A 14,549-nucleotide genomic window follows, 5' to 3' on the forward strand; every position below is an offset into this window, starting at 1 on the left:
ATACGAACATGACCACTTCGCCCTCACTGCACGCTTTGTCAGCCTTGCCCATTGTCGAGCCGCTCGAACAGACGCTGCGCGCCGGACTGCAACGCATCATCGATCTGAAGACCAAGCCGCCTGGCAGCCTCGGCCAGCTCGAAGCACTCGCGTTGCAGATGGGCATGATCCAGCGCACGACACAGCCCGCGATCGTGCGTCCCGCAATGATCGTCTTCGCCGGCGATCACGGCATCGCGAACGCGGGCGTAAGTCCTTATCCGCAAGCCGTGACGGCACAGATGGTGCTGAACTTTCTCGCGGGCGGCGCGGCGATCAACGCGTTCAGCCGCGTCGCTGGCCTCGAGCTCGAAGTCGTGAACGCGGGCGTCGCGTACGACTTCGCGCCGCACGAAAAACTCGTCGACATACCCGTCGGCAAGGGCACGCGCAACTTCGCGCAAGAACCGGCGATGACGCGCGACGAAGCGCTCGCCGCAATGCGCGCGGGCGCGGAGCGCGTGCGTCATCACGCAGCGCTCGGCACCAACGTGATCGGCTTCGGCGAGATGGGCATCGCGAACACGTCGTCGGCTGCATGTTTGATGAGCAGGCTGTGCGGCATCGCCATCGACGAATGCGTCGGGCGCGGCACAGGCCTCGACGACGCCGGCCTCGCGAAGAAGCGCAATGTGCTGGCGGCGGCGCTCGCGCATCACGCGGCGCCCGACGATCCGCTCGATGTGCTCGCGACGTTCGGCGGCTTCGAGATCGCGATGATGGCGGGCGCGTATCTCGCGGCGGCGCAAGCGCGCATGACGATCGTCGTCGACGGTTTCATCGCGTCATCGGCGCTGCTGGTCGCCGATGCAATCGCGCCCGCCGTGCGCGACTACTGCGTGTTCGCGCATGCATCGAACGAGGCGGGGCACCGGCGCATGCTCGATCACTTCGGCGCCGCGCCGCTGCTCGCACTCGATCTGCGTCTTGGCGAAGGCACGGGCGCGGCGCTGGCGATGCCGCTGCTGCGCGCGGCCGTCGCGTTCATCAACGAGATGGCGAGCTTCGAATCGGCCGGCGTCGCGCAGCGCGACGCGTGATGCCACTCGCGCGCACGAACAAGGGACGTCTGAATGAACCGTGCAGAGCGAACCGTGAAGAACGAACCGCGAGCGACGACCAGCGATGAATGAACTGCGCTATTTCTTCACGGCGCTCGGCTACTTCACGCGCGTGCCCGTGCCGCGCTGGGTCGGCTATGAGCCGCATTATCTGAACGCGGCGGCGCGCTACTTTCCGCTCGTCGGCGCATTGGTCGGCGCGGCGGGCGCGGTCGTGTACATGGCTGCACTGCGCATCTTTCCGGCGAGCGTGGCCGTGCTGCTTTCGATGGCGACGACGCTGCTCGTCACGGGCGCATTCCACGAAGACGGACTGGCCGATTGCGTCGATGCGTTCGGCGGCGCTTATACGCGTGAAGATACGCTGCTCATCATGCACGACTCGCGCATCGGCGCATTCGGCGCGATTGCACTGATGATCGCGCTCGCGCTGAAGTGGCAAACGCTCGCGTCTTTGCCGCCGCTGCGTGCGGCGTGGCTGATGATCGCAGCGCACGCGGCAAGCCGCGCATGCGCGATCAGCTATCTCGTCACGCTCGATTACGTGCGCGCGGAAGGCAAGGCCAAGCCCGTCGCGCAGCGCATGTCCCGCAATGCGTTTGGCTGCGCTATCGTACTGGGTATGCCGTGGCTCTTCTGGCCGCAATGGCGGGCCGGTTGCATCACGCTGCTCGTGCTGGTCGTGTTGCGTATTGCATTGAGCCGCTATTTCGTCAGGCGCATCGGCGGATATACGGGTGACTGTCTGGGCTTCGCCCAGCAGGTCTTCGAACTGGCCATTTATCTGGTAGGGCTCGCATGGATATCGTTCTGATCCGTCACCCGGCTGTCGACGTCGAAGAAGGCATCTGCTATGGCCAGAGCGACGTGGCGCTCGCCGATGCGCCGGAAGCATCGGCGGCCGCGCTGGCCGTGCGTCTCGCGACCTTGCAGGTGCCCGCGCCGCGTGTGCTGCTCTCGAGTCCGCTCACGCGCTGCGCGTCGGTGGCCGCCGCGCTCGCTGCGAACTTCGGCTGCGCATATAGCTGCGACGACAGCCTGAAGGAAATGGACTTCGGCGCGTGGGAGCTGCAGCGCTGGAACGATATCGATCGCGCGTTGATCGACGCATGGGCGAACGACTTCGAAGGCGCGCGTGCGCATGGCGGCGAAAGCGTCGAGCAGTTCGTGAGCCGCGTGCGCGCATGGTTCGACGCGCTCCAGCAGACGCGCGAACTGTCGCCTGCCTATGTCGTCACGCATGCGGGCGTGATGCGCGTGATCGCGGCGACGGTGCTCGGCTTGTCCGTCGAGCGCTGCCTGAAGTGGTCGCTCGACATGTCGGGCTGCGTCTGGTTGCGCCGCGACGACGTCACGCACGACTGGTCGATGGTGCGCTGGAACGCGTGACGTTCTGAGACAAGTTCTGCTTCAACTGCTGCTTCAACGATTCGGCCGGCGCGAGCGTGCTATATCGAGGTCCTTGCACAGTTGCGCCGCGCCTTGCGCGAGACGCGGCGCGGGGCGGTTGATCAGATCGCCGTCGATTGCAAAGAGGTTGTTGCGCGCGACGGCCTTCATGCCCGGCCATGCCTTCCATCTGTCGAGCGAAGGCAGCGGCCGGTCGGGTTTCGTCGCGCCCGGCGCGGCCGTGACGATAGCCTCGGGATTCGCGGCCAGCACGGCTTCCGTCGAGACCGTCGGCACCAGCGGTTCCAGCTTCGCGAATACATTGCGGCCGCCGCATAGCGCGATCACGTCGCTGATCATGTGCTCGCCGTTGAGCGTCATCAGCGGCTCGTCCCATACCTGATAGAACACGCTGACACTCGGCTGCGTCGAGTAGCGTGCGCGCAGGCTCGCGATGTCGTCGCGCCAGGCTCGCGCTGCCGCATCGGCGGCTTGCGATGTGCCGAGCAACTGGCCGAGCTTCGTCAGCGTGACAGCGATGTCGTCGAGATGATGCGGCTCGCTGAAATAGAGCGGGATATGCATTTCGCGCAAGCGATCGATCTGACGCTGCGCATTGCCATGACGCCACACGACGATCAGATCGGGCTTCAATGCGACGATGCGTTCGAGGTCGAGCGATTTGTTGTCGCCGACGCGCGGCAACTGTTTTGCTTCGGGCGGATAGTCGCTATAGCTCACCGCACCGACGAGCTTTGCGCCGCCGCCCGCTGCGTAGATCATTTCAGTCACATGCGGCGCGAGGCTGATCACGCGTTGCGCGGGTTGCGCGAGCGTGACGGGCGTGCTGGTGTCGTCAGTGACGGTTATCGGGGTGCTTGCGTTCGCGTTCGCATATAGCAGCATTGAAGCGAGCATGAGCGCTGCGCTCAGTGCGCGGAATCGTCGGGCTGGTTGCATCGTTTTTATAGCGCCGCCATGCTCGTCCGAAGGCTCTCTTCGAAGCGCAGCCATTGCGCTTCCGTTGCGGGCAATCCAAAGCGCACGCTCGCGGGCTCGCGGAAGAATCGCGTCCATACGCCTTCTTGAGCGAGCGCATGATGAAGTTGCTCACCGCGCGGGTCTGCGATCCATGCAAAGAGCGGTGTCGCATGCACGTCGAACCCGTGTGCGTCGAGAAGCGCAACGAGACGCGCGCTGTCTTGCGCGAGCCGCTTACGCATCGCGTGCTGCCACGCCGTATCGGCGAACGCGGCGCTCACGGCGTGACGCGCAGGACCGCTGACGGTCCACGCGCCCAACATATCGTCGAGCGATTCGAGCAGGCGAGGGCAGCCGAGCACGAAGCCCGCGCGCACGCCGGCAAGACCGAAGAACTTGCCCGGCGAGCGCAGCACGACAAGTCCTTCGCGATCGGTGCAAGCAGCAAGCGACTGCGCAGGCATCGAATCGGCAAACGCTTCATCGACGATCAGCGTGCCGCCGCGTGCGCGCAACGCTTCATGCCATTGCAGCAGCAATGAGGCGCTCAGATGCTCGGCTGTCGGGTTGTTCGGATTCACGACGACGGCATGCTTGAGGTCATCGGGCAACGTCGAACGCGCGACGTCGAGCGTCGTCACGCGATGTCCTGCCCGCGCAAACGCGGGCGCGTATTCGCCGTACGTCAACGGCGCAATGCCGACGCTGCCGCGCTCGAGCACGAGCGGCAGCATGCGGATGGCCGCCTGGCTTCCCGCGACGGGCAGCACATGCGATGCGTCGGGCGCGCCGTAGTACCGCGCCGCGCGTTCCGCGAAACTGTCGCCGCTATCGGGCAGACGCCGCCATGCATCGGCGGGAACGGGCGGCACCGGGTAGCCGTGCGGATTGATACCCGTCGACAGATCGAGCCAGGCGTCGTAGGCAATGTCGTAACGGCGCGCCGCTTCGTGCAGGTTGCCGCCGTGCTGAACGGATCGCGTCATCGTCTAGCCCTGAAACGGCACGCTCAGCAACGCGAGCGCGATGAATACCGCGAGCCACAGAATGACGGTCCGCTCGACCAGCATCAGCGCCGCCTCGACATGCCGCGCGCTCGCCGCGTGGCCCGCGCCGAGCATGGGACGCTGTTCTATCACGCCGTGATACACAGCCGCGCCGCCCAGCAGCACGTTGAGGCTGCCCGCGCCGGAGGCCATCACGGGCCCCGCGTTCGGACTGTCCCAGCGCGGCGCCTGTTCGCGCCAGCATTGCAGCGCGGTGCGCGTGTCGCCGAGCAACGCGTAACTGAATGCGGTGAGGCGCGCGGGTAGCCAGTTCAGCACATCGTCGAAACGCGCGGCCGCCCAGCCGAAGCGCAGATAGCGCGGCGTCCGATAACCCCACATCGCGTCGAGCGTGTTCGCGAGACGGAACGCGAGCGCGCCCGGTCCGCCGAAAATCGCGAACCAGAAGAGCGCGCCGAAGATCGCGTCGTTGCCGTTTTCCAGCGCCGATTCGACGGCAGCGCGCGACAGCGCGCCTTCGTCCGCGTGCGACGTTTCACGCGAGACGATGCGCGACGTCAGCACGCGCGCCTGCGCGAGATCGCGGCTCGCGAGCGCGCGGCCGATGGGCGCGATGTGATCGTGCAGGCTGCGCGCGCCGAGCGCGAAATAAAGCAGCGCGACGTGCAGCGCGCACGCCAACACGAACGGCAGCGCCAGCGCGAGCCACGTCGCGACGAGAACGGGCGGCACGACGGCCAGCAGCCACGCGAGAATGCCGAGCAGCCGGCCGCACCGCCCCGTGTTGAGCGCGGCTTCGAGTCTTGCCGCGAGCTTGCCGAAGCCGACGAGCGGATGCGCGCGGCTCGGTTCGCCGCACCATCGGTCGATGGCCACGGATGCCGTCGCCAGCGTCGCGACGAGAGGCAATGACAGCAGCATCATGAGCGGTCCGCCGTTTTCAGATGCAGCGGCAGGCCCGCGACCATCATCGTGACCTGCGTGCTGATCGCGGCAATGCGTTGATTGAGCCGTCCCAGCTCGTCGACATAAAGACGCGTCGCCGCGCCCAGCGGCACCACGCCGAGCCCGATCTCGTTGCTGACGACGATGATCTTCGCGCGTGCCTGCGCGAGCGTTTCTTCGAGCATCGCGAAGCGCGCGAGGTAATCGTCGAGCGGCGGCGAGCCATCGGCGGGGCACAGCAGGTTCGCGAGCCACAGCGTCAGACAGTCGATCAGCACGCACTGCCCCGGCTCATCGATCGACGCGAGCGCTTGCGGCAAGTCGAGCGGCGCTTCGAGCAGCGCCCAATGCGCGGGCCGCCGCTCGCGATGGCGCGCGACGCGCGCGGCGAACTCGTCGTCGCCGATCCGCGCGGTCGCGACATAGGTGACGGGCAGCGCGCTCGCGGTCGCGAGCCGTTCGGCGTGCAGGCTCTTGCCCGAACGCGCGCCGCCGAGGACGAAGGTGAGGTCGCGGGAAATCATCGCGTGATTGTACCGACAGTGTCCGCATGTGCCGTGACGAATGCGCGCGCTCGCAAGCGCGATGGGATAATGCGGGCTTCCCTTCCTCCGACTGCGCGCATGGCCACCGTGTCCGCTTTTTCTTCCGTTTCGACCGAAGCGCCCGACGTGCCCCTCGATATGTCCTTGAACGTGCCGCGTGGCACGCTGATGATCCAGGGCACGACGTCCGATGCGGGCAAGAGCACGCTCGTTGCCGGCCTGTGCCGTCTCGCGCGGCGCGCGGGCGTGCGGGTCGCGCCGTTCAAGCCGCAGAACATGGCGCTCAATAGCGCAGTGACCGTCGACGGCGGCGAGATCGGCCGCGCGCAGGCGTTGCAGGCCGTGGCCGCGGGCATCGACGCGCACACCGATCTGAACCCCGTGCTGCTCAAGCCGACGAGCGACCGCGGCGCGCAGGTAATCATTCACGGCAAGGCGCGCATGAATCTCGACGCGCGCGCGTATCACGACTACAAGCCCGTCGCGTTCGAAGCGGTGCTCGAATCGTATGCGCGCCTGAAGGCGTCGTACGACACGATCTTCGTCGAAGGCGCGGGCAGTCCCGCCGAAATCAATCTGCGCGAGCGCGACATCGCGAACATGGGCTTCGCGGAAGCCGTCGATTGCCCCGTCGTGCTCGTCGCCGACATCGATCGCGGCGGCGTGTTCGCGCATCTGACGGGCACGCTCGCCTGTCTCTCTGAAAGCGAGCAGGCGCGCGTGCGCGGCTTCGTCATCAACCGCTTTCGCGGCGACGTCAGCCTGCTGAAGCCGGGGCTCGAATGGCTCGAAGCGAAGACAGGCAAGCCCGTGCTCGGCGTCGTGCCGTATCTGCACGGCCTCACGCTCGATGCCGAAGACATGCTGCCGCGCGAGCTGCGCGCCACGCACGCAGGCGACGCCGCGCGGACCTTGCGCGTCGTCGTGCCCGCGCTGCCGCACATCAGCAATCACACGGATTTCGATGCGCTACGCGCGCATCCGCAAGTCGACTTTCACTACGTGCGCGCGGGCAGCGCGCCGCCGCCCGCCGATCTGATCATCCTGCCCGGCTCGAAGAACGTGCAGGGCGATCTGGCGTTTCTGCGCGCGCAGGGCTGGGACGCCGTGTTGCAGCGTCATCTGCGCTACGGCGGGCGCGTGATCGGCGTTTGCGGCGGCATGCAGATGCTGGGGCGCGAAGTCGCGGACCCGCACGGCGTCGAAGGGCCGCCCGCGACGGTCGCCGGACTCGGCTGGCTCGACTTCTCGACGACGCTCACGCGCGACAAGACGCTCAAGAACGTGACGGGGCGCCTCGCTGTCGATGCCGCGGACATCGCCGGCTACGAGATCCACATGGGCGAGACGCAAGGCCCCGCGCTCGACGCGCCCGCGCTGCTGCTCGACGATGCGGACGGCCGCTCGCGTCCCGACGGCGCCCGTTCCGCCGACGACCAGATTCTCGCGACCTACGTGCACGGTCTCTTCGACACGCCCGCCGCATGTGCGTCGCTGCTCGCGTGGGCAGGGCTCGCGAACGCCGAGCCCGTCGACTATCCGGCGCTGCGCGAGGCGTCGCTGGAGCGACTCGCCGATACGCTCGCCGCGCACCTCGACCTGAAGCGCATGTGGGCGGCTGTCGGTTGATTCGTTCTCGACGCGAATTAATCTAAGCCGGGAAGACGGTTTTTCCGATGCATTGGTTCGAATAAAGTCCGTTCCATCGACAGCGCAATCCGCGCCGTCAAACCCTCATCGAAGGAACCGACATGAACCTGACCGCGAGCAACAAGGCCGATCTCGCCGCCACGATCCTGCGCGTCGCGCTGGGCGTGCTGTATCTGGCGCACAGCCTGCAGAAAATCTTCGTCTTCACGCTGCCGGGCGCGGCGCAATTCTTCGTGTCGATCGGTTTTCCGGGCTGGCTCGCCTATGTGACGACGTTCGTCGAACTGTTCGGCGGGATCGCATTGCTGCTCGGCGTGCAGGTGCGCTGGGTCTCGCTCGTGCTTCTGCCGTTCATGCTCGGCGCGCTGTCCGTGCATCTGCCGAACGGCTGGGGCTTTGCGTCGCCGCACGGCGGCTGGGAATATCCGGCGTTCTGGGCCGTCACGCTCGTCGTGCAGTCGCTGCTTGGCAATGGCCTTTTTGCTGTCGGCGGCGCGAAGGCGGAGTCGCTGGGGCAGGCGCGCAAGCCCGCTTGATACGGCGATGTGGGGCTGGCGCGCTGCCAGCTTCCCAACAAAAAAACGGCACGCGGGCGTGAGCCTCGTGCCGTTTTTGTCGTTGATGGCTTGCAGCGTTCAGTACCCCACCTTCAGTACAGCACCATCTGCGTGCACCGGAACAGAGCCATCGTCTTGCCGTTCGGATCAGTCACCGTCGCGTCCCAGACCTGGGTGCTGCGCCCCAGATGCACGCCTTTCGCGACCGCGCGAATCGTCCCTTCCGTCGACGTCCCGAGGAAATTGCTCTTCAGTTCGATCGTCGTGAAGTTGCGCGCGTTGTCCGGCAGATGCGCAAGGCACGCGTAGCCGCACGCGGTGTCGGCGAGAGCGATCACAGTCGCCGCGTGCAGGAAGCCGTTCGGCGCGAGAAGTTCACTGCGCACGGTCAACTCGGCCGTCAGCGTGCTTTCGGCGAGGTCGATCACACGCACGCCCAGCAAGCCAGGCAACGAACCTTTCTGGCGTTCGTGGAGCCGGTCGATCGTGTAATCGCTGCGCAGTTTGCTCATAATCCTGGTACTCTCGAAAAAAAGGGAGGGAAGCGTCCCTCGGGCGCGTAGGGACTTCGACGCGACAGGTTTTGCCGATATTATCAACGGCTGGAATAATCGGCCCACGCCCTGCCAAACGCCCGAGCCGTATCGGCGGGCCGCGGAGCGCGGGCGGGCCGGAAATCGAGCGGCAAACCGGCTGGCAGCGCCAGCTATCTTCCCGGGAGAATTCATGACGGTGATCGTGGTGGCGAATCCAAAAGGCGGTGTGGGCAAGAGCACACTGTCGACCAATCTGGCTGGCTATTTCGCGGCTGAGGGCCAATGGGTCGCGCTCGCCGATCTCGACCGGCAGCAGTCCGCGCATGCGTGGCTCGATCTGCGCCCGGAAACGCTGCCGGCCATCGAAACGTGGCACGTCGATCCGGACGCGCCTGCCAAGCCGCCCAAGGGTCTCGAGCAGGCAGTCGTCGATACGCCCGCCGGGCTGCACGGCAACCGGCTGAACGTGGCGCTGTCGCTCGCGGACAAGGTGATCGTGCCGCTGCAGCCGTCCATCTTCGATATTCTCGCGACCAAGGAATTTCTCGAGCGGCTCGCGAAGGAAAAGGCGGTGCGCAAAGGCGCGATCGAGATCGGCGTGGTCGGCATGCGCGTGGATGCGCGCACGAAATCGGCGGACCAGTTGCATCGCTTCGTCGAGGGGCTCGACCTGCCCGTGCTCGGCTACCTGCGCGATACGCAGAACTACGTGCAACTGGCGGCGCACGGCCTGACGCTGTGGGACGTCGCGAAAAGCCGCGTCGAGAAAGACCTGGAGCAGTGGGAGTCGATCACTGCCTGGCTCAACGGGAAAGGCCCGGGCGGGAAGGGGAGCGGGAAGAAAGGCTGAAGGCGGCTCTTCGTTCTGAGAGCCGCTTCAGCCTTTGTTGCTACCGACGGTGGCTGGCGATCGGATCAGGTCCAGCTTTGCGTCGGCACGTGATCGCGGCTGCCCTTGATCACGTTGTTTTCGTCGACGAACACGAGGTTCGGCTTCCAGCCGGCCTTCAGCTCTTCTTCGTCGACGTTCGCGAACGCCGCGATGATCACGAGATCGCCCAGCTGCGCGCGCCGCGCCGCCGAGCCGTTCAGCGAGATCATGCCGCTGCCGCGCTCGCCCTTGATCGCATACGTCGAAAAGCGCTCGCCGTTGTTGATGTTCCAGATGTCGATGCGCTCGTTCTCGACGATGTTCGCCGCTTCCAGCAGGTTTTCGTCGATCGCGCACGAGCCTTCGTAGTGCAGCTCGCAGTGCGTGACCACCGCGCGGTGAATCTTCGACTTCAGCATGTTGCGTTGCATGGCTAATCCTTTGGCGTTGCTACTGCTTTGGCTGCTTTGGCCACGTTGGGCCTGGTCCGGGCGCGAATCGGCGCCGCGGTTGAGTTCAGATCTCGAGGTTGTCGATCAGGCGCGTCACGCCGAGCTTCGCGGCGGCGAGCACGACGAGCGGCGCATCCGGTTCGTGCGCGGCAGGCGCGATAAGGTTCGAGCGCTTTCGGATCGCGATGTAGTCCGGCTTCCACCCGCGCGAGGCGAGCGACGCCATCGCCTCCTGCTCCAGCTTCGCGAAATCGCGGCTGCCCGACAGCACGGCTTCGCGCACGCGGCCGAGCGTGACCGCGAGCATTGGCGCTTCGGCGCGCTCGGCCTCGCTCAGATAGCGGTTGCGCGAGCTGAGCGCGAGACCGTCTGTGTCGCGCACGGTTTCGGCGGCAATGATGTCAGTGGGCAGCGCGAACTGCTCGGTCATCGCGCGCACGATCATCAACTGCTGATAGTCCTTCTTGCCGAACACGGCGACGCGCGGCTGCACGCACGACATCAGCTTCATCACGACCGTGCAGACACCGGTGAAGAAGCCGGGCCGGAACTCGCCTTCGAGGATATCGCCCAGGTCGTGCGGCGGATGCACGCGGTATTCCTGCGGCTGCGGATACATGTCCCGTTCCGTCGGCGCGAACAGCACGTAGACGTTTTCCTTCTGCAGCTTCTCGATGTCCGCTTCGAGCGTGCGCGGGTATTTGTCGAAGTCTTCGTTCGGGCCGAACTGCAGGCGGTTCACGAAGATGCTCGCCACGACCGGGTCGCCGTGCTGGCGCGCGAGGCGCATCAGCGACAGATGGCCTTCGTGCAGGTTGCCCATCGTCGGCACAAAGGCGGTGCGGTTCTGGCCGCGCAACTGGTCGCGCAATTCCTGGATCGAGCTGATGACTTTCATGGTCGGGCGGTGTTGTGAACCATTCGGGCCGCTAACGGACGGCTGGATGGCTCGCGGTTGTCTCGTTTGCGCGAAATGTCGCGCGCTTTCGTAATATCCACGCAGAGCCGGCCGGGCCGGCTTTGAAGCCTTCAAAGCGCGGGATTGTAGTGGATTTGCTGTTGTGCTGCACCAATCGAGGCGGGGGGTAAACGCCTGTTTTTGCGCCTGGTTTTGGGGCCGGAGCCATTGCCGGGAGCGCGTCTGTTGAAGCGCCCGGAAGACCCTGCTGCGAGTTCGCGGACAGCTAAGACGGGAGTATGACGCAACGATCGTTCCCCGCGCCGATGCCGCCGTCTGTCAGGCCGGCAGGTAAGCCAGCCGCACGTAAATCGGCGCGAACGGCTCGGCCTGCGTGATCTCGATCAACGATTCACGCGACAGCTCGAGCATCGCGATAAAGTTCACGACGACCACGGGTACGCCGCGCGTCGTGTCGAACAACTCCGAAAACTCCATGAAGCGAGCGTTCTGCAGCTTGCGCAGGATCACGCTCATGTGCTCGCGCACGGACAACTCCTCGCGCGAAATCTTGTGATGCTGGACGAGCTTCGCCCGCTTGATCACGTCGGCCCACGCGGCGCGCAGGTCGTCCGTGTTCACGTCCGGGAAGCGCGGCGTGATGCTCTGCTCGATGTACACCTCGGCGCGCAGGAAGTCGCGGCCGAGTTGCGGCAACTGATCGAGGCGCTGCGCCGCGAGCTTCATCTGCTCGTATTCGAGCAGGCGGCGTACCAGTTCGGCGCGCGGATCTTCCGCATCCTCGCCCGTGTCCGCCTTCTTCACGGGCAGCAGCATGCGTGACTTGATCTCGATCAGCATCGCCGCCATCAGCAGATATTCGGATGCGAGTTCGAGATTGGTCTTGCGAAGCTGTTCGACATAGCCGAGATATTGGGCCGTCACTTCGGCCATCGGAATGTCCAGCACGTTGAAGTTCTGCTTGCGGATCAGGTACAGCAGCAGATCCAGCGGGCCTTCGAAGGTCTCGAGAAAGACTTCGAGGGCATCCGGCGGAATGTACAGGTCCTGCGGCAGCTTGAAGAGCGGCTCGCCGTACAGGCGAGCGAAAGCAATGCCGTCGACGGTGTCGGGCGTCGAGTCGGTAGCGGGCGTGGCGAGCGCTGCGTCGGACTTTTCCGTTGCGGCGCGAGCCTCGTCGGCGGTGGTCACTTAGAAGTTCTGGTAGTAGACGTACGGCGTCTGCCTCACGCGCGCAGCCTGATTTGACGCGCGTTCGTCGAGGTCGATCGGCTGCTTGTCCCACAGGAGCGCACGGCCGCGACGCTGCTCTTCCTCCAGAGTGGGCTTTTGCTGCTTCAGTTGGTTCAGGAACTGCGTGATATCCGATTGATACATGGCTCGACGTCCGTGAATGAAGGTGACGGCGCCCGAAAGATGGCCTGAAACGCGGGGCCGCCGGTGCAGGACAGGATTTTACCGCAAGCCCGGGCAGGTCAAGCGAAAAGTCGGCGGAACCGCGAGCGGCCCGTGGCGTCCAAGGCGGGCACCCGTGACATGCGCTGCGTATGTCACGGGTGCGTTGGCACGGGCTGGCGCGACGCGTTCGATGAATTGCCGCGAGCGCCGATGTGGTCAAATAGCGGGGGTTTCCCTTGCGCCTTGCTTGACTGGCCGGGTATCGGCATTCTTCAACAAATCGTCAAAATGAGCCGGAGGTCGTGTTTGGCGGGGTGGACCATCGAGCGGTCATGCAGACGCCGCAACGAAATCCTGGTGCAAGACCGTCCCGCGATGCAGCGCGCATCGTATGCGGCGGTGCTGCTGCGCGCGTGCCTGTCGTGCGGGCTCTGCGTGCTGCTGATGATGACGGCTTCGCACGCCAACGCCGCGCGCGCAAAGCCGTCGTTCAAGGTCGACGTCGAGGCTGAGCCGCGCTCGCTGCGCAAGCTGCTCGAAGAACATCTCGACATTTCCCGCTTCGCGAAACGCGACGATATCTCCGCCGAGCAGTTCGATTTCCTCGTGACGGCCACGCCGCAGCAGGTGCGCGATCTCGCGTCGACGCAAGGCTATTTCACGCCCGTCGTGCGGACCGACGTGCGCACGGTGGACGATAAAAAAGAGGTGCGCGTTTCCGTCGATCCGGGCCCGCGCACGACGATCTCGTCGATTTCGCTGTCGTTTCGCGGCCCGGTGCTGACGGAAGACCCGTCGCAGGAAAACGCGACGCGCTTCGCGTTCTCGCTGCACGAAGGCGATCCGTTCACGCAGTCGGACTGGGACGACGCGAAGGAGGCGGCGCTGAAGGCGCTCCAGGCGCGCCGCTATCTGGGCGCGAAGATCGCGCGCTCCGAGGCGCGCGTCGACCCGCGCACGCACGAAGCGAAACTATCCGTCACCTTCGACAGCGGCCCGACATTCACGATGGGCAAGCTCGACGTGTCAGGGCCGCGGCGCTATCCGGAGCGCATCGTCGAGAACGTGAATCCGATTTCGCCGGGCGAAGTCTACGACGTGCAGCGCGTGACGGAGCTGCAGCGCCAGTTGCAGAACACGCCGTACTACGCGAGCGTCGCGATCGACGTCGGCAACGATACGGAAAAGCCGCTCGAAACGCCCGTGCACGTGAAGGTCAGCGAGTATCCGTACAACAGCGTGCGCGGCGGTGTCGGCTATTCGACGGACACGGGCGCGCACATTCAGGGCTCGTATTCGTATCTCGACACGTTCGGCGCGGCGTGGCCGTTTTCCGTCGCTGGCCGGCTCGACCAGATCCAGCAGTACGGCGAGGTGAAGCTTTCAATGCCGCCGGGACGCCGTGGCTGGACCAATAGCGCGCTCGCGTCGTACACCAGCACGGACGTGTCCGATACGCGCATCTACAGCATGCGCGCGGGCGTGCAGCGCACGCGCACGTCGCAGTACATCGACTACGCGTATTCGATCCTGTACTACCAGGACCGGCTGGACCAGAACACCCAGGCGCCGACGACGAGCCGCGCGCTCGTGCCCGCCTGGTCGTGGACGCGCCGCAATACCGACGATCCGCTGTTCCCGCGCTCGGGCAACCTGCTGCACGTCGAGGCGGGCTTCGCGGTGAAGGGCTTCCTGACCGACCAGACATTCATTCGCGGCTATGCGCGCGGCCAGCAGTACGTGCCCGTCGGCGCGCGCGACCTGATCCTGTTCCGCGCTGAACTGGGCGGCGTATTCACGAGCGGGCCGTCGAGCGGCGTGCCGGCGTCGCTGCTGTTCCGCGCGGGCGGCTCGAATTCGGTGCGCGGCTACGGATATCAGAGTATCGGTAACAACGTCGGCGGCTCGATTCTGCCGACCAAGTACCTGGTGACGGGCTCATCCGAGTATCAGCACTGGTTCAATCGCGACTGGGGCGCGGCGGTGTTCTTCGACATCGGCACGGCCACCGACACATGGGGCGAAAAGGTTTTCTTTCCGGGTGTCGGCGTGGGCGCGCGCTGGCGCAGCCCCGTCGGTCCCGTGAACGTCGACCTCGCCTATGGCATCCGCAACAAGAGCGTGCGGCCTTATCTGACACTCGGCATCGCCTTCTGATTTCCCACTGAACCCACACCGAACCCGATAGCCATTCCCAAG

General features: G+C 65.5%; 16 protein-coding genes. 7 read left to right on the top strand and 9 right to left on the bottom strand.

Going from position 1 to position 14,549, the window contains the following annotated elements; translation table 11 throughout:
- Positions 1-8: 8 nt before the first annotated feature.
- The 3 genes from cobT to cobC all read left to right on the top strand — a co-directional run bounded on the left by cobT (position 9) and on the right by cobC (position 2,489).
- Positions 9-1,079: a nicotinate-nucleotide--dimethylbenzimidazole phosphoribosyltransferase gene (gene cobT / locus BN2476_RS12130; RefSeq protein ID WP_087734565.1), complete on the top strand. Its 1,071-nt coding sequence runs from the start codon at positions 9-11 to the stop codon at positions 1,077-1,079.
- A gap of 85 nt (positions 1,080-1,164) precedes the next feature.
- The gene (locus BN2476_RS12135; RefSeq protein WP_087734407.1) at positions 1,165-1,914 is read left to right on the top strand and encodes an adenosylcobinamide-GDP ribazoletransferase; all 750 of its coding nucleotides are present in this window, start codon (positions 1,165-1,167) and stop codon (positions 1,912-1,914) included.
- Positions 1,899-2,489 (top strand): alpha-ribazole phosphatase, encoded by a 591-nt coding sequence (gene cobC, locus BN2476_RS12140; RefSeq protein ID WP_087734408.1) that lies wholly within the window; start codon positions 1,899-1,901, stop codon positions 2,487-2,489. Before BN2476_RS12135 ends, cobC begins: the two co-directional genes overlap by 16 nt.
- Positions 2,490-2,522: 33 nt before the next feature.
- Here cobC and BN2476_RS12145 read toward each other — a convergent pair whose 3' ends face one another.
- The 4 genes from BN2476_RS12145 to cobU are packed head-to-tail and all read right to left on the bottom strand — an operon-like array spanning position 2,523 to position 5,946.
- The gene (locus BN2476_RS12145; protein ID WP_328590289.1) at positions 2,523-3,407 is read right to left on the bottom strand and encodes a cobalamin-binding protein; all 885 of its coding nucleotides are present in this window, start codon (positions 3,405-3,407) and stop codon (positions 2,523-2,525) included.
- A 47-nt stretch (positions 3,408-3,454) separates the two neighbouring features.
- Positions 3,455-4,456, bottom strand: a complete 1,002-nt coding sequence (gene cobD, locus BN2476_RS12150; protein ID WP_087734410.1) for a threonine-phosphate decarboxylase CobD — start codon at positions 4,454-4,456, stop codon at positions 3,455-3,457.
- Between the two features lie 3 nt (positions 4,457-4,459).
- A complete protein-coding gene (gene cbiB / locus BN2476_RS12155) occupies positions 4,460-5,401 on the bottom strand; it encodes an adenosylcobinamide-phosphate synthase CbiB (RefSeq protein WP_087734411.1) in 942 nt (313 codons plus the stop codon).
- Positions 5,398-5,946 (bottom strand): bifunctional adenosylcobinamide kinase/adenosylcobinamide-phosphate guanylyltransferase, encoded by a 549-nt coding sequence (gene cobU / locus BN2476_RS12160; RefSeq protein ID WP_087734412.1) that lies wholly within the window; start codon positions 5,944-5,946, stop codon positions 5,398-5,400. The genes cbiB and cobU overlap by 4 nt, the downstream gene beginning before the upstream one ends.
- Positions 5,947-6,105: 159 nt before the next feature.
- Between cobU and BN2476_RS12165 the strand changes: the two genes are divergently transcribed.
- Positions 6,106-7,596, top strand: coding sequence for a cobyric acid synthase (locus BN2476_RS12165; protein ID WP_438942876.1), 1,491 nt, complete (start codon positions 6,106-6,108; stop codon positions 7,594-7,596).
- 122 nt (positions 7,597-7,718) lie between these two features.
- The gene (locus tag BN2476_RS12170; RefSeq protein ID WP_087734413.1) at positions 7,719-8,153 is read left to right on the top strand and encodes a DoxX family protein; all 435 of its coding nucleotides are present in this window, start codon (positions 7,719-7,721) and stop codon (positions 8,151-8,153) included.
- Between the two features lie 113 nt (positions 8,154-8,266).
- On the opposite strand, the gene BN2476_RS12175 is transcribed toward BN2476_RS12170, so the two are convergent.
- Positions 8,267-8,686 carry a PaaI family thioesterase gene (locus BN2476_RS12175; protein ID WP_087734414.1) on the bottom strand — a complete coding sequence of 140 codons (420 nt, stop codon included), beginning with the start codon at positions 8,684-8,686 and terminating at the stop codon, positions 8,267-8,269.
- A gap of 214 nt (positions 8,687-8,900) precedes the next feature.
- On the opposite strand from BN2476_RS12175, the gene BN2476_RS12180 reads away from it, so the two are divergent.
- On the top strand, positions 8,901-9,560 hold the full coding sequence (locus BN2476_RS12180) for a ParA family protein (RefSeq protein WP_087734415.1): 660 nt from the start codon (positions 8,901-8,903) through the stop codon (positions 9,558-9,560).
- A 65-nt stretch (positions 9,561-9,625) separates the two neighbouring features.
- On the opposite strand, the gene panD is transcribed toward BN2476_RS12180, so the two are convergent.
- The 4 genes from panD to BN2476_RS12200 all read right to left on the bottom strand — a co-directional run bounded on the left by panD (position 9,626) and on the right by BN2476_RS12200 (position 12,329).
- Entirely contained in the window at positions 9,626-10,012 is a 387-nt protein-coding gene (gene panD / locus BN2476_RS12185) for an aspartate 1-decarboxylase (RefSeq protein ID WP_087734416.1), read from the bottom strand.
- 85 nt (positions 10,013-10,097) lie between these two features.
- A complete protein-coding gene (gene panC, locus BN2476_RS12190) occupies positions 10,098-10,931 on the bottom strand; it encodes a pantoate--beta-alanine ligase (protein ID WP_087734417.1) in 834 nt (277 codons plus the stop codon).
- 339 nt (positions 10,932-11,270) lie between these two features.
- Positions 11,271-12,143 (bottom strand): segregation and condensation protein A, encoded by an 873-nt coding sequence (locus BN2476_RS12195; protein WP_087734418.1) that lies wholly within the window; start codon positions 12,141-12,143, stop codon positions 11,271-11,273.
- Positions 12,144-12,329, bottom strand: coding sequence for a DUF3460 family protein (locus tag BN2476_RS12200; RefSeq protein WP_087734419.1), 186 nt, complete (start codon positions 12,327-12,329; stop codon positions 12,144-12,146).
- 465 nt (positions 12,330-12,794) lie between these two features.
- Here BN2476_RS12200 and BN2476_RS12205 point away from each other — a divergent pair, with 465 nt between their 5' ends.
- Positions 12,795-14,507 carry an autotransporter assembly complex protein TamA gene (locus tag BN2476_RS12205; protein WP_235850805.1) on the top strand — a complete coding sequence of 571 codons (1,713 nt, stop codon included), beginning with the start codon at positions 12,795-12,797 and terminating at the stop codon, positions 14,505-14,507.
- Positions 14,508-14,549: the final 42 nt, after the last annotated feature.

The sequence above is a fragment of the Paraburkholderia piptadeniae genome (assembly GCF_900007165.1).
Lineage (GTDB): Bacteria > Pseudomonadota > Gammaproteobacteria > Burkholderiales > Burkholderiaceae > Paraburkholderia > Paraburkholderia piptadeniae.